Below are 14,984 nucleotides of genomic sequence, written 5' to 3' on the forward strand. Positions count from 1 at the left end.
CATCAGCTGCTGGCACCGCTCATCTGCCGGGCACGCGACAAGGCGCCGACCAGTTCTTCGGAGAGATAAGGCTTGGTCAGAATGACGCCGCGTTCGAAGCCGGTGGGAATGCTGCCGCTGGCAACGCCGGTGGCCAGCACAAAGGGAATGCCGCGCTGCGAGAGCAGACGGGCAACCGGCTCGCTGGTCTGACCATTGCCCAGGCGATAGTCCAGCACGGCGATATCCGGCGCATCGGCCTGGATCAACTGCAGGGCATCCTGCACCTCGCCGACAGGGCCGACCACAGCCGCACCCGCGTGGACGAGCTGCAACTCGAGCAGCATGGCATTCATGTCATCGTTTTCGACCACGAGTACCCGAACTCCACGCAGCACCGACATTGCTTACTCCTTCACTTAAGTCGGCCAGTATATCGAGGCTGGTCGACCACGGTGTTGCCGACACCGCTTGCAGCTGAATTCGTCAGGAGCATCCTGACACTGTTCGTTTCATTCGCAAGCCGCTATACTACGCGGCCACGCCGAAGTGGCGGAATCGGTAGACGCAGCGGACTCAAAATCCGCCGCCCTTAAAAGCGTGTGGGTTCGAGTCCCACCTTCGGCACCAAGATGTTGCAGTAACAGCGAAAGCCCTTCCGGCGCAATCCGGTGGGGCTTTTTGCTATGTGCTGTTGTGCCACGGCAGTGCTGCGGATTGGCGCCAGCACGAAGCCCGATGCGCGTGATCGCGAGGCGTCTGCGCGCAGCAGGCGTGCGCTTGTTCGCAGGTCATCGCACTGCATGTCGTCGGTTTAGGCGCATCGTGGGATTCGCCGTGGCCATGCGTGGCTAAAAGATGCGTTTGTTCGCTATGCAGCTGCGGTCTCCGGTAGCGTTGCAGGCACGCAACCATCACGCCCGGTCGGTACCGTGGAGATCTCCTTCAAACAGGTAGCCACCATGGATTTCGATGCTTCGCAGCAGTTGCGCATTCTTCGCGACATCCGCGACACCAAGCCGGTGTCCGACGAAGAAGCAAATTGGGCGGTGCGTGCGGGCTATGCCGCGCAAGCCGAAGACGGCGATATCGATCTGACCCACGAGGGTCGCAAGGCGCTGGACGACGGGCAGGTCTGATCTTGTCATGCAAGTGTTGTGTGGCGATGCGTGTGTGACTGTGACAGCTCGATCGACATCGCAACCTGATGGCCGGGCGCGCCACACGCGGGTTGCATTTGCGTGGTAATCCAACGCTTGCAGAGATCGAATACTTCGCTTCAACCGGGCGGTCTTCGGCATCACTGCTGAGCACTGCAAACATGCATAAAAAAAGCCCCGGCAGAGCCGGGGCTTTTGGATGATTGGCGTCCCCACGGGGATTCGAACCCCGGTGTCCACCGTGAAAGGGTGGTGTCCTAGGCCTCTAGACGATGGGGACGCGTATCAAAACCTCGTTGTCCATTTCAGACGGCCTAATGTCTGAAGTGGTGGAGCCAGGCGGGATCGAACCGCCGACCTCCTGCATGCCATGCAGGCGCTCTCCCAGCTGAGCTATGGCCCCGCGTTGCTGCGAGCCGGCAATCATAGCGACTGAAGACGGCTTTGGGAAGCGGTCTGTGCAAAAAAGATCTCCGGTGCTTCGGCGCGTCGATCTGGATTGCGTGATCAGCACGAAGGTGCGCATGCAGCCAATCAGTACGTCTCTTCTTGCGAGGGTTCTTGCGATCAATCCGATGGACTGGATGGTTCGTCGTCGGTGGCGGTGGTGGTGCGGAGAGTGCGTAAGTGTTGCGGACGTCGTCTCGCATTAGCGCATGGACCGCAGCATCGACGCGCTGCCTTCAATCATCAACATCGTGATCAGCAGCATCGAGCGCCCGCATTCGCAACCGACGGTGCAGCCGACGTTAGCGACCAATGCTCCACGTCCATGTTGTGCGAGGCATTCATTGCGCGACCGCACGTGGCACTCGATCTGCGTTTGGGTCGACGCTGACGATGCGAGCGCGTGATCGACGCGACTGCTTGCGCATGACGTCTGCACCACGCTCGCGCAGGCCGGTTCCAGTGAGCCCTCGTTCGGCAGGTCGCCGATGGTGTCGATGCACATTCGAGATCGTGCGCAACGCAGAGACGCTCGAATTTTTTGACACATCCAGGGCGGCAGCGAGGCTGCTACCGAGACGCAGCGCGAGCGCCCATCACTGCAAAAAAACAGGCAAAAAAAAGCCCCGGCAGAGCCAGGGCTTTTGGATGATTGGCGTCCCCACGGGGATTCGAACCCCGGTGTCCACCGTGAAAGGGTGGTGTCCTAGGCCTCTAGACGATGGGGACGCAGATCAAAACCTGAGTTGTCATTTCAGACGGCCTAATGTCTGAGATGGTGGAGCCAGGCGGGATCGAACCGCCGACCTCCTGCATGCCATGCAGGCGCTCTCCCAGCTGAGCTATGGCCCCACGAAACTGAGAACGAAATGATAGCGACCCGTTAATGTTCGCGCAAGCGCTTTTTCATTCCGATTGAGACAGCGCGTGCGCTCGGCAGCGCTGCCTGAAACTCACTTGACGCCGTGCAGATCGCGCAGCTGCGTCGGCCGGGCACCGAAATATGCGGCGAGGTCGGCGATGTCCTGATCGCTCAATGCAGTGGCTTGCGCGGTCATCAGCGGGTGCTGGCGGTCGCCACTGCGATAGGCCTGCAGCGCGTGCGCAAGATAGTCGCCGTACTGGCCGCCGAGCTTGGGATAGCTGGGGTCGATCGGCGCATTGCCATCGGCACCGTGGCAATCCACGCAGCTCTGGCCGGTGGCCTTGCCTTTGGTATGCGCAAGTTTGTCGCCAGCCTCGGCGCGACCGGTGGGCAAGCCGGCAGAGGAGCCAGAGCCGTGCTCGCCGCTGGCATGGCCGGCGTCGCCGGCGGAGTGATCGGTGGATTCGACCTGGGATTGAGAGCAGGCCGCCATCATCAGGGCAGCGACCAGGACGATGGCTAGACGCGGAGCGTGCAGGGCGTTCGGCATGTGGGCGCTTATTTGAGGGTGGACAGGAAGGCGGAGATGTCGGCGATGTCCTGCTCGGAGAAACTCTGCGCCTGCGCCTGCATGGTCGGGTGTTTGCGCTTGCCCTGGCGGTATTCGGTCAGCGCCTGAGTCAGATACTGACTGGACTGGCCGCCGATCTTGGGCACGCGGTAACTGGGGTAGGCGTTCTTGTAGCCGGTCAAGCCGTGGCAGCCCTGGCAGGTATACGCCAGCAGGCGGCCATTGGAGGGATTGCCGGTCGGCGCTGCGGGCGCGGCGGCAGCAGGTGCTGCGGCGGCAGGCGCCGGCGTGGCCGGTACTGCTGGCGTGACTGACGGTGTCGCTGATGCGCCCCCAAACGGCAGGAAGACGACCAGAGCGAGACAAGCGGCGAGCGGCTGCGGGCGCATGGTTTCGTATCCGGAAGACTGATTGAGCGTCCGCACGGTGGGGGCGTGACGGAACCGGACCGAGTATGCCTGCGAATTGGCGTGGAGCAAACGGGGTGAATACGCGAAGTTGAACAGACCATGACCTTTGGCGCATTGGCGACATGCATGTTCGGGTGGTTTACTTGCCTACAACACCTGTTCACGCATCCACTAGGACACGACGATGTCGCCACTCTCCTTCTTGCCCGGCCGCAGCGGAATTTGCGCCGCCGCAGTATTGATCTCCACCAGTCTGTTGTTGGGCGGCTGCAAGACCGGCGATGGGGAAGCCAAGGCCACTGAAGAAAAAAAGGCCGTTGATACCGTGCCGGTGGAAATCGCCAAGGCGGCGCGTCGCGCGGTGGCTGCCAGCTATACCGGTACCGCAGCACTGGAGCCGCGTGCGGAAGCGCAGGTGGTCGCCAAGACCTCCGGCGTGGCATTGGCGGTGATGGTGGAAGAGGGTCAGAAAGTGTCGGCCGGCCAAGCGCTGGTGCGACTGGATCCGGATCGCGCGCATCTGGCCGTTGCGCAAAGCGAAGCGCAACTACGCAAGCTGGAAAACAGCTACCGCCGCGCCACGCAATTGGTCGGTCAGCAGCTGGTGAGCGCAGCCGATGTGGATCAGCTCAAGTTCGATGTGGAAAACAGCCGCGCGCAGCACCGGCTGGCATCGCTGGAGCTGTCCTACACCACGGTGCAGGCGCCGATTTCCGGCGTGATCGCCTCGCGTTCGATCAAGACCGGCAACTTCGTGCAGATCAACACGCCGATCTTCCGCATCGTCGACGACTCGCAGCTGGAAGCCACGCTCAACGTGCCCGAGCGCGAACTGGCGACGTTGAAGTCGGGCCAGCCGGTGACCTTGCTGGCCGATGCGCTGCCGGGCCAGCAGTTCGTGGGCAAGGTAGATCGGATCGCGCCGGTGGTGGATTCGGGCAGCGGCACGTTCCGTGTGGTGTGCGCCTTCGGCAAGGGCGCCGAGTCGCTGCAGCCGGGCATGTTCGGGCGCATCCGTATCGATTACGACCAGCGCAAGGATGCATTGGTGATTCCGCGCCTGGCGCTGCTCGATGATGGTGAACCTGCGGTGTTCGTGGTGCGCAACGGCAAGGCCAGCCGCGTCCCGGTGAAACTTGGTTACGCCGAAGGCCCGTGGCTGGAAGTGCGGCAGGGTTTGAAGGAAGGCGATCAGGTGGTGACCGCCGGCAAGGTGGCACTGCGCGATGGCACTGCCGTGCAGGTGATTGGTCAGCCCGATCGCAAGCCGGTCGCGGTAGCTCCGGCTGCTGCACGCGATGAGACGCACTCATGAGCGACCACGGCAACGTGCACGGCTCCTTGCACGATCCGCAGCTGCCAACGCCTGGCGGCGGGCTGGTGGCCTTCGCAACACGGCGGCGCGTGACCATCGCCATGATCACCGTGACCATGCTGTTGTTCGGCCTGATCGCGCTGCGTAGCCTCAAGGTCAATCTGCTGCCCGACCTGAGCTACCCCACGCTCACCGTGCGCACCGAATACACCGGCGCGGCGCCGGCGGAAATCGAGACGCTGGTGACCGAACCGGTGGAAGAAGCCGTCGGCGTGGTCAAGAACCTGCGCAAGCTCAAGTCGATCTCGCGCACCGGGCAGAGCGATGTGGTGCTGGAATTCGCCTGGGGCACCAACATGGACCAGGCCGGCCTTGAAGTGCGCGACAAGATGGAAGCGCTGTCGCTGCCTCTGGAAACCAAGCCGCCGGTGCTGCTGCGCTTCAATCCATCCACCGAACCGATCATGCGGCTGGCGTTGTCGCCCAAGCAGGCCCCGGCGTCGGACGCAGATGCGATTCGTCAGCTCACCGGTCTTCGCCGGTATGCCGACGAAGACCTGAAAAAGAAACTCGAACCGGTGGCCGGTGTGGCTGCGGTCAAGGTCGGCGGCGGGCTGGAAGACGAGATCCAGGTCGATATCGATCAGCAGAAACTGGCGCAGCTCAATCTGCCCATCGACAACGTGATCACCCGGCTCAAGGAGGAGAACGTCAACATCTCCGGCGGCCGGCTGGAAGAAGGCTCGCAGCGGTATCTGGTGCGCACGGTGAACCAGTTTGTGGATCTGGACGAGATCCGCAACATGCTGGTCACCACGCAGAGCAGCAGTAGCAGCGCCGCTGATGCAGCGATGCAGCAGATGTATGCGATTGCCGCGTCCACCGGCTCGCAGGCGGCGCTGGCGGCAGCGGCGGAAGTGCAGAGCACGTCGTCGGCGTCCAGCAGCAGCATCGCCGGCGGCATGCCGGTGCGGCTGAAAGATGTGGCCGACGTGCGCCAAGGCTACAAGGAGCGCGAGGCGATCATCCGTCTGGGCGGCAAGGAAGCGGTGGAGCTGGCGATCTACAAGGAAGGCGATGCCAACACCGTGTCCACGGCGGCCGCGCTGCGCGCGCGACTGGAGCAGCTCAAGGCAACCGTGCCGGGCGATGTGCAGATCACCACCATCGAAGACCAGTCGCACTTCATCGAACACGCGATCAGCGATGTCAAAAAAGATGCGGTGATCGGCGGTGTGCTGGCGATCCTGATCATCTTCCTGTTCCTGCGCGACGGCTGGAGCACGTTCGTGATCAGCCTGTCGTTGCCGGTGTCGATCATCACCACGTTCTTCTTCATGGGCCAGCTTGGCTTGAGCCTCAACGTGATGTCGCTGGGCGGCCTGGCACTGGCCACCGGCCTGGTGGTGGACGATTCGATCGTGGTGCTGGAGAGCATCGCCAAGGCGCGCGAACGTGGCTTGAGCGTGCTGGATGCGGCCATCGCCGGTACCCGCGAAGTGAGCATGGCGGTGATGGCGTCCACGTTGACCACCATTGCGGTGTTCCTGCCGCTGGTGTTCGTGGAAGGCATTGCCGGGCAGTTGTTTCGCGATCAGGCGCTGACGGTGGCGATCGCCATTGCGATCTCGTTGGTCGTCTCGATGACGCTGATTCCGATGCTGAGCTCACTGAAGGGTGCGCCACCGATGGCGTTTCCGGATGAGCCGGACCACCCGGATTGGACGCCCGAACAGCGTTGGCTCAAGCCAGTGGCTGCCGGCCGTCGCGGGGCGGGGGCCAGCGTGCGCTATGCGTTCTTCGGCGGGGCGTGGGCGGTGGTCAAATTGTGGCGCGGCATCGCACGGGTGGTGTCGCCGGTGATGCGCAAGGCCAGCGACATTGCGATGGCGCCGTACGGCCGTGCCGAGCGTGGCTATCTGGCGATGTTGCCGGCAGCGTTGCGTCGGCCCGGTCTGGTACTGGGATTGGCCGCGGCCGCGTTTGTCGGCACCGTGTTGTTGGTGCCAATGCTGGGGGCGGACCTGATTCCGCAGCTGGCGCAGGATCGCTTCGAGATGACCGTGAAACTGCCGTCCGGCACGCCGCTTGCGCAGACCGATGCACTGGTGCGCGAGCTGCAACTCGCGCACGACAAAGACCCCGGCATTGCATCGTTGTATGGCGTGAGCGGCAGCGGCACGCGGCTTGATGCCAACCCCACCGAAAGCGGGGAGAACATCGGCAAGCTCACCGTGGTAATGGCCGGCGGCGGCAGCCCCGAAGTGGAAGCGGCGGCGACGCAGCGTCTGCGCAGCAGCATGGTCGGGCACCCCGGTGCGCAGGTGGATTTCGCGCGGCCGGCGCTGTTTAGTTTCTCGACTCCGCTGGAAGTGGAATTGCGCGGTCAGGATCTGGGCGAGCTGGAGCGGGCCGGGCAAAAACTGGCCGCGATGCTGCGCGCCAACGGCCACTATGCCGACGTCAAATCGACGGTGGAAGAGGGCTTTCCGGAGATCCAGATCCGCTTCGATCAAGAGCGTGCCGGTGCACTGGGCTTGACCACGCGGCAGATCGCCGACGTCATCGTCAAGAAGGTGCGTGGCGATGTGGCCACGCGCTACAGCTTTCGCGACCGCAAGATCGATGTGCTGGTGCGTGCGCAACACAGCGACCGTGCCAGCGTGGATGCGATCCGCCAGCTGATCGTCAATCCGGGCAGCAGTCGCCCCGTGCGCCTGGCCGCCGTGGCCGAGGTGCTGGCGACGACCGGCCCGAGCGAGATCCATCGCGCCGATCAGACCCGCGTGGCGATCGTGTCGGCCAGCCTGAAGGACATCGATCTGGGCGGTGCGGTGCGCGAAGTGGAAACGCTGGTGCGCAAGGATCCGTTGGCTGCCGGCGTCGGCATGCATATCGGCGGGCAGGGCGAGGAGCTGGCGCAGTCGGTCAAGTCGTTGTTGTTTGCGTTCGGGCTGGCGATCTTTCTGGTCTATCTGGTGATGGCGTCGCAGTTCGAATCGCTGCTGCACCCGTTCGTCATCCTGTTCACCATCCCGCTGGCGATGGTGGGCGCGGTGCTGGCGCTGCTGATGACCGGCAAGCCCGTCTCGGTGGTGGTGTTCATCGGCTTGATCCTGCTGGTGGGCCTGGTGACCAAGAACGCGATCATCCTGATCGACAAGGTCAATCAGTTGCGCGAAGAAGGCGTGCCCAAGCGTGAGGCCTTGATCGAAGGCGCACGCTCGCGTCTGCGGCCGATCGTCATGACCACGCTGTGCACCTTGTTCGGCTTCTTGCCGCTGGCGGTGGCGATGGGCGAGGGCGCGGAAGTGCGCGCACCGATGGCGATTACCGTGATTGGCGGTTTGCTGGTGTCCACGCTGTTGACCCTGCTGGTGATTCCGGTGGTGTACGACTTGCTGGATCGCCGTGCAGACGCGTACTACCTGGAGCGCGGCCGGCGCATGGCGCGGCAGCAGGCGCAGACGCGTGAAAACACCGACGGACTGGAGGCGCTATGAGCGTTGCGGCCTTCAGCATTCGTCGCCCCGTCACCACCATCATGTGCTTTGTGTCGTTGGTGGTGGTGGGCTTGATCGCCGCCTTCCGATTGCCGTTGGAGGCATTGCCGGACATCTCGGCGCCGTTTTTGTTCGTGCAATTGCCGTACACCGGCTCCACGCCCGACGAGGTGGAGCGCAATCTGGTGCGGCCGGCCGAAGAAGCCTTGGCCACGATGACCGGCATCAAGCGCATGCGCTCCACCGCCACTGCCGATGGCGCCAACATCTTTATCGAGTTCTCCGATTGGGACCGCGATATCGCCATCGCGGCATCCGATGCGCGCGAGCGGCTGGATGCGATTCGCGACGAATTTCCCGATGATCTGCAGCGCTTCCATATCTTCAAATGGTCCAGCAGCGACGAGCCGGTGCTCAAGGTGCGCCTGGCCAGCCAGACCGATCTGACCGGCGCGTACGACATGCTCGACCGCGAGTTCAAGCGGCGCATCGAACGCATTCCCGGCGTGGCGAAGGTCGAAATTTCCGGCGCCCCACCCAACGAGGTGGAGATCGCCATCGCGCCGGATCGCCTCACCGCGCACGACCTCAGCCTCAACGACCTGAGCGAGCGGCTGGGCAAGCTCAATTTCTCGGTCTCTGCCGGGCAGATCGACGACAACGGGCAGCGCATTCGGGTGCAGCCCATCGGCGAGTTGCGCGACCTGCAGGAACTGCGTGATCTGGTCCTCAATGCCAAGGGGTTGCGTCTGGGCGATATCGCCGAGGTACGCCTCAAGCCCACGCGCATGAACTACGGGCGGCGGCTGGATGGGCGCCCGGCGATCGGTCTGGATGTCTTCAAGGAGCGCAGCGCCAATCTGGTGGAAGTGTCCAAGGCCGCGCTGAAAGAGGTGGAAGACATTCGCGCCGAGCCCGCGATGCGCGATGTGCAGATCAAGGTCATCGACAACCAGGGCAAGGCCGTGACCTCGTCGCTGGCCGAACTCGCCGAAGCCGGGGCGGTGGGCCTGTTGTTGTCGATCACCGTGCTGTTCTTTTTTCTGCGGCATTGGCCATCGACCTTGATGGTGACGCTGGCGATCCCGATCTGCTTTGCGATCACGTTGGGCTTCATGTACTTCGTCGGCGTCACGCTCAACATCCTGACGATGATGGGCTTGCTGCTCGCGGTGGGCATGCTGGTGGACAACGCCGTGGTGGTGGTGGAAAGCATCTACCAGGAGCGCGAGCGCATGCCCGGGCAACCGCAGCTGGCGGCATTGCTGGGCACCCGCAGCGTGGCGATTGCGCTGAGCGCAGGTACGTTGTGCCATTGCATCGTGTTCGTACCGAATCTGTTCGGCGAAACCAACAACATCTCCATCTTCATGGCACAGATCGCGATCACCATTTCGGTGTCGTTGTTGGCGTCGTGGCTGGTGGCGATCAGCCTGATCCCGATGCTGTCGGCGCGCATGAAGACGCCGCCGATGGTGACCTCCGATCATGGCGTGATCGCCAGGCTGCAACAGCGCTACGCGCGGGTGCTTGCATGGACGCTGGCCCATCGCGGCTGGAGCGTGGCAGGGATCATCCTGGTGAGCGCCATCAGCCTGGTGCCGATGAAACTGACCAAGGTCGACATGTTCGGCGGCGATGGCGGCAACGAGGCCTTCATCCAATATCAGTGGAAGGGCTCGTACACGCATGAGCAGCTGGGCGAAGAGGTTGGGCGAGTCGAGAATTACCTGGAAGCCAATCGCGAGAAGTACCACATCACCCAGGTCTATTCGTGGTTCAGCGAGGTGGAAGGCAGCAGCACGACGGTGACCTTCGATGCGAGCAAGGTCAAAGACCTGCCGCCATTGCTGGAGCAGATCCGTAAGGCGTTGCCGCGTTCTGCGCGTGCCGACTACAGCATCGGCAATCAGGGCGATGGTGATAGCGGCAACCAGGGCGTGCAGGTGCAATTGGTTGGCGACTCCACCGAGGCGCTCAAGTCGCTGGCCGATGAGGTGGTCCCGCTGCTGGCGCAACGCAAGGAGTTGCGCGACGTGCATGTGGATACCGGCGATCGCACCAGCGAGCTGGCGATCCGCGTCGATCGCGAGCGTGCTGCCGCGTTCGGTTTCAGTGCGGAGCAGGTGGCCAGTTTCGTGGGGTTGGCACTGCGCGGTACGCCGCTGCGCGAGTTCCGTCGTGGCGACAATGAAGTGCCGGTGTGGGTGCGTTTTGCTGGCGCCGAGCAAAGCAAGCCGGAAGATCTGGCCGGCTTCAGCGTACGCACCAAGGATGGCCGCAGCGTGCCGCTGCTGAGTCTGGTCGATGTGCAGATCCGCCCGGCGGCCACCCAGATCGGGCGCACCAATCGCCAGACCACGTTGACCATCAGGGCCAATCTGGCCGAAAAAATCACCGTGCCGGAAGCACGCGCGGCGATGGAAAAGCCGCTCAAGGCAATGAATTTTCCTGCCGGTTACAGCTACACCTTCGATGGCGGCAACTATCAGAACGACGGCGAAGCGATGGGCCAGATGCTGTTCAACCTGGTGATCGCGTTGGTGATGATTTATGTGGTGATGGCGGCAGTGTTCGAATCGCTGCTGTTCCCGGCGGCGATCATGAGCGGCGTGCTGTTTTCGATCTTCGGTGTGTTCTGGCTGTTCTGGATCACCGGCACCTCGTTCGGCATCATGTCCTTCATCGGCATCCTGGTGCTGATGGGTGTGGTGGTGAACAACGGCATCGTGATGATCGAGCACATCAACAATTTGCGCCGGCGCGGCATGGGCCGGACGCAGGCGCTGGTCGAGGGCTCACGCGAGCGGTTGCGGCCGATCATGATGACGATGGGCACTGCGATCCTGGCGATGGTGCCGATCTCGCTGACCAGCACCACGATGTTCAGCGACGGCCCGCCGTACTTCCCGATGGCCCGCGCCATCGCCGGCGGCCTGGCGTTTTCCACCGTGGTGAGCCTGCTGTTCCTGCCGACGATTTACGCGATTCTCGACGACATGAGCAACGGCGCAGCAGCGCTGGTACGACGTGCGCGTGGCGTAACGAAGACGACGCAGGCGAGAGCCTCGCTGGAGACTTGAACGACCAACGATCCGTCTCAAAGCCCCTCTCCCGCCGGGAGAGGGGTTGGGGTGAGGGCACGGTTTCTCAGAGTGCAACCAGGCCCTCGCCTGCGAGTCTATGGCTTCGGTAAGCGGCGTCAGCGCGGCCGGGGATCGGCTCTTCGGCTCGGTCAGACATCCTGTCTGACTCGCCGCCGCGACACATCCTTATGCCGCTCTCCGCCAATCCCCGGCCACGCTGCCGCCTCGGCGAGTCACTGCATCGCCAAGCGAATTCTCCTTCCCGTTTTCCATGACCTGCGCGATTTTCGATGACAGCAGCAGATCAGGGATCTGCTGGGGTGTCGTGGTGCGCGGAAAACGCCACCGCTACGTAGCGCTATAGCCTTGAACGTCATGAGCCGCCTGAAGCCCCTCTCCCGTCGGGAGAGGGGTTGGGGGTGAGGGTACGGTTTCTCAAAGTACGACCTAACCCTCGCCTGCGAGTCGATGGCTTCGGTAAGCGGCAGCAGCGCGTCCGGGAATCGGCTACTCGGCTCGGTCAGACATCCTGTCTGACTCTCCGCCGCGGCACATCCCTGTGCCGCTCTCCGCCATCCCAGGCCACGCTGCCGCCTCGGCGAGTCGCCATCACGATCTTGATCAGGTAAAGCAATTCTTCAAAGCTTGGCGGGGGAGCGTGCCCGACAGTAATCGCTGCTCCACGTTCCGCCAACACAGGAACATTCGATGAGTGGTCTGCGGGCGCCGGGGCAGGACCTTACACGACAAGAATGTCGTGTAAGAGCCCCCATGGATGGGTTCACGGCGTGTCCTGCCCCGGTGCCCGCGGGCCGCTCCACGCACAAGAGAAATGCGCGAGCGAATCAGGCTTTCCTCAGCCAAACCTAAAGCGTCAACAAACTGCGCTTTCCTCAATCATTTGAAAGCGCTAGCCAACCAGGCTTTCCTCAGCCAACCAGTTTTTGTCAGCCAATCAGCTTTCCACCGCAGCCCGGCTTTTCAACGCTCTGGATGCGGCGCCCAGAAATTAACCCGCACGCACCTGCCGAACGATCGCCGCGGCCTTGGCCGAGCTTTCCTTGACCTTGTCCCATTGGCCCTGAGCCAACCAGTCCTTGGGCACCATCCACGAGCCGCCGATGCACAGCACGTTCGGCTGCGACAGAAACTCTGCTGCGTTAGCTTCGCTGATGCCGCCGGTGGGACAGAGCTTGAGCTCGGACAGCGGGCCGGCGAGGCCCTTGAGCATTTGCAGGCCGCCGACGGCAGTGGCCGGGAACAGCTTGCACACGCGAAAGCCCAGGCCCATCAGGGTCAGCAATTCGGTCGGGGTGGCTGCGCCGGGAACGGCCGGGATCGGCGCATCGGCCAGCAAGCGCGCGAGCGGGGCAGGCGTGCCGGGCGTCACCAGGAAATCCGCACCGGCATCCACCGACTGACGCAACTGCAGTTCGCTCAGCACGGTGCCAGCGCCGATCACGATATTGGGCAGTTCGCGCTTGAGCATGGCCAGCGCTTCGATCGCGATCGGTGTGCGCAGAGTAAGCTCGATCGCGGGCAACCCGCCTTCGAGCAGCGCGTCGGCCACGCGGCGCGCCTGGTCCAGCGTATCGACAGTGACCACCGGCAGGATGCCGGCGTCGCGCAGCAGTTGTTCGGCGGTGTTCTGGGTCTGGGCAATCGTCATTGCAACTCCATTAGACGGCGACCGCCGGGGCGGTCGCTGAGAGGGAAGGGGATCAGGCGTCCTTGGACTCGTGCGGCGCGGCGGCTGCGGCAGCATCTGCGCCGAGTTCGTACTCGGCGTCGTAGCTCCACAGTGCACCGTCCGGATGCGTCGGGCCGCAGGAAATCGAGATCGCGCCCTGGTCGGCCGGGCCGACGACCTGGCGGTTGATCGCAAACAGGTTGCGGCCCAGGTCGTTGCCGGCCACGGCGGTATTGGGCGCCACTTCGCGCGATGCCCATTCTTCGGCCGAGACCAGCACTTCCAGCGTGCCGGCTTCGCCGTCCAGACGCACCATGTCGCCTTCGCGGACGCGCCCGATCGGGCCGCCACGCGCGGCTTCCGGCGTCATGTGGATCGCGGCGGGGAACTTGCCCGAGGCACCCGACAAACGGCCGTCAGTGACCAACGCCACGCGGCGGCCCTGGTTCTGCAGCAGGCCGAGCAGCGGTGCCATCGAATGCAGTTCCGGCATGCCGTTGGCACGCGGGCCCTGGTAACGCAGCACCACCACGAAGTCGTGCGGCAGCACGCCGGCGGCATGCAGCTTGTTCAGCACCTGCGGCGTGTCGATCACCACCGCAGGCGCTTCGATCTTGCGGTGCTGCGGCTTGACCGCCGACAGCTTGATCAGCGAGCGGCCCAGGTTGCCGCGCAGCAGGCGCAGGCCGCCCTGCGCTTCGAACGCATCGCTGACCGGGCGCGCCACGCTGTCATCGGCGGTGGTCGCGGTGCCGGGCACATAGGTGACCTTGCCGTCCTGCAACCGCGGCTCGTTGGCGTAGGCACGCATACCGCCTTCGACCACGGTAGGCAGATCGTCGTGCATGTAGCCGGCGTCCATCAGCTCGCGAAAGACGAACGCGGTGCCGCCTGCGGCCTGGAAGCGATTTACGTCGGCTTCGCCGTTTGGATAGATGCGTGTCAGCAACGGCACGGTCTGCGAAATCAGGTCCATGTCGTCCCAGGTCAACACGATGCCGGCCGCACGCGCCACGGCGATCCAGTGGATGGTGTGGTTGGTCGAGCCGCCGGTGGCCATCAACGTAACCACCGCATTGACGATGGCGCGTTCGTCGATCAAGCGACCGAACGGACGGAAGTCATCGCCCAGTGCGGAGATCGCCAAGGCGCGTGCGGTGCCCTCACGGGTCAGTGCATCGCGCAGCGGCAGTTCCGGATTGACGAACGAGGCGCCGGGCAATTGCACGCCCATCGCTTCGAGCAGCACCTGGTTGGAATTGGCGGTGCCGTAAAAGGTGCAGGTGCCGGGCGAGTGATACGACGACGCCTCGGCTTCCAGCAGCTCGGCGCGGTTGGCTTCGCCGGCGGCATAGCGCTCGCGCACTTCGGCTTTTTGCTTGTTCGGGATGCCCGGCGTCATCGGGCCGGCCGGCATGAATAGCGCAGGCAGATGGCCGAAGGCCAGCGCGCCGATCAACAGACCCGGCACGATCTTGTCGCACACACCCAGGTACACCACGCTGTCGAACATGTCGTGGCTGAGGCCGATCGCTGCGGCTTGCGCGATGTTGTCGCGCGAAAACAGCGACAGCTCCATGCCGGCGCGGCCCTGGGTCACGCCGTCGCACATCGCCGGCACGCCACCGGCCACCTGCGCGGTGGCGCCGAGCGCACGCGCGGCATCGCGAATCAGCTGCGGGTAATGCTCGAACGGCTGGTGCGCCGACAGCATGTCGTTATAGGCGGTGATGATGCCCAGGTTAGGCGTGGCCGCACCGCGCAGACGCGATTTGTCGGTCGGTTCGGACGCCGCAAAGCCGTGCGCAAGATTGCCGCAGCTCAGACGGCTACGGAACGGCCCCTCACGCAGGGCGGCATCGAGGCCGGCCAGATACGCCGCGCGCGACGGCGCGCTGCGCTTGCGGATACGGTCGGTGACAGCTTGGATGTTCGGATGCAGGCTCATTGGCTACCGG

General features: G+C 63.8%; 10 protein-coding genes and 5 tRNA genes. 5 read left to right on the forward strand and 10 right to left on the reverse strand.

The window, feature by feature from the left end:
• Nucleotides 1-2: 2 nt before the first annotated feature.
• Nucleotides 3-383: a response regulator gene (locus RQH86_RS03570; protein WP_161963056.1), complete on the reverse strand. Its 381-nt coding sequence runs from the start codon at nt 381-383 to the stop codon at nt 3-5.
• Between the two features lie 139 nt (nt 384-522).
• Here RQH86_RS03570 and RQH86_RS03575 point away from each other — a divergent pair.
• A tRNA-Leu gene (locus RQH86_RS03575) sits at nt 523-609 on the forward strand.
• A 302-nt stretch (nt 610-911) separates the two neighbouring features.
• The gene (locus tag RQH86_RS03580) at nt 912-1,118 is read left to right on the forward strand and encodes a hypothetical protein (RefSeq protein WP_311238305.1); all 207 of its coding nucleotides are present in this window, start codon (nt 912-914) and stop codon (nt 1,116-1,118) included.
• A 225-nt stretch (nt 1,119-1,343) separates the two neighbouring features.
• On the opposite strand, the gene RQH86_RS03585 is transcribed toward RQH86_RS03580, so the two are convergent.
• The 7 genes from RQH86_RS03585 to RQH86_RS03615 form a co-directional block, all read right to left on the reverse strand.
• Nucleotides 1,344-1,419 (reverse strand) — tRNA-Glu (locus RQH86_RS03585).
• A gap of 47 nt (nt 1,420-1,466) precedes the next feature.
• A tRNA-Ala gene (locus RQH86_RS03590) sits at nt 1,467-1,542 on the reverse strand.
• A gap of 246 nt (nt 1,543-1,788) precedes the next feature.
• Nucleotides 1,789-2,091 carry a hypothetical protein gene (locus tag RQH86_RS03595; protein ID WP_311238221.1) on the reverse strand — a complete coding sequence of 101 codons (303 nt, stop codon included), beginning with the start codon at nt 2,089-2,091 and terminating at the stop codon, nt 1,789-1,791.
• A 148-nt stretch (nt 2,092-2,239) separates the two neighbouring features.
• Nucleotides 2,240-2,315 (reverse strand) — tRNA-Glu (locus RQH86_RS03600).
• 47 nt (nt 2,316-2,362) lie between these two features.
• Nucleotides 2,363-2,438: transfer RNA gene (locus tag RQH86_RS03605), tRNA-Ala, on the reverse strand.
• 101 nt (nt 2,439-2,539) lie between these two features.
• Nucleotides 2,540-3,001 carry a cytochrome c gene (locus RQH86_RS03610; RefSeq protein ID WP_055854122.1) on the reverse strand — a complete coding sequence of 154 codons (462 nt, stop codon included), beginning with the start codon at nt 2,999-3,001 and terminating at the stop codon, nt 2,540-2,542.
• Between the two features lie 8 nt (nt 3,002-3,009).
• Entirely contained in the window at nt 3,010-3,411 is a 402-nt protein-coding gene (locus RQH86_RS03615) for a c-type cytochrome (protein ID WP_055854124.1), read from the reverse strand.
• Between the two features lie 205 nt (nt 3,412-3,616).
• Here RQH86_RS03615 and RQH86_RS03620 point away from each other — a divergent pair, with 205 nt between their 5' ends.
• The 3 genes from RQH86_RS03620 to RQH86_RS03630 are packed head-to-tail and all read left to right on the forward strand — an operon-like array spanning nt 3,617 to nt 11,333.
• A complete protein-coding gene (locus tag RQH86_RS03620; protein ID WP_055854128.1) occupies nt 3,617-4,747 on the forward strand; it encodes an efflux RND transporter periplasmic adaptor subunit in 1,131 nt (376 codons plus the stop codon).
• Complete coding sequence (locus RQH86_RS03625) at nt 4,744-8,250, forward strand: efflux RND transporter permease subunit (RefSeq protein WP_311238222.1); 3,507 nt, start codon at nt 4,744-4,746, stop codon at nt 8,248-8,250. The genes RQH86_RS03620 and RQH86_RS03625 overlap by 4 nt, the downstream gene beginning before the upstream one ends.
• Nucleotides 8,247-11,333: an efflux RND transporter permease subunit gene (locus tag RQH86_RS03630; RefSeq protein ID WP_311238223.1), complete on the forward strand. Its 3,087-nt coding sequence runs from the start codon at nt 8,247-8,249 to the stop codon at nt 11,331-11,333. The genes RQH86_RS03625 and RQH86_RS03630 overlap by 4 nt, the downstream gene beginning before the upstream one ends.
• Before the next feature lie 1,012 nt (nt 11,334-12,345).
• Here the strand turns inward: RQH86_RS03630 and RQH86_RS03635 are convergent.
• A complete protein-coding gene (locus RQH86_RS03635; RefSeq protein WP_039815810.1) occupies nt 12,346-13,005 on the reverse strand; it encodes a bifunctional 4-hydroxy-2-oxoglutarate aldolase/2-dehydro-3-deoxy-phosphogluconate aldolase in 660 nt (219 codons plus the stop codon).
• A gap of 52 nt (nt 13,006-13,057) precedes the next feature.
• The gene (gene edd / locus RQH86_RS03640) at nt 13,058-14,974 is read right to left on the reverse strand and encodes a phosphogluconate dehydratase (protein WP_311238224.1); all 1,917 of its coding nucleotides are present in this window, start codon (nt 14,972-14,974) and stop codon (nt 13,058-13,060) included.
• Nucleotides 14,975-14,984: the final 10 nt, after the last annotated feature.

Source organism: Xanthomonas sp. WCS2018Noco2-27 (genome assembly GCF_031843525.1).
Taxonomy (GTDB): domain Bacteria; phylum Pseudomonadota; class Gammaproteobacteria; order Xanthomonadales; family Xanthomonadaceae; genus Xanthomonas.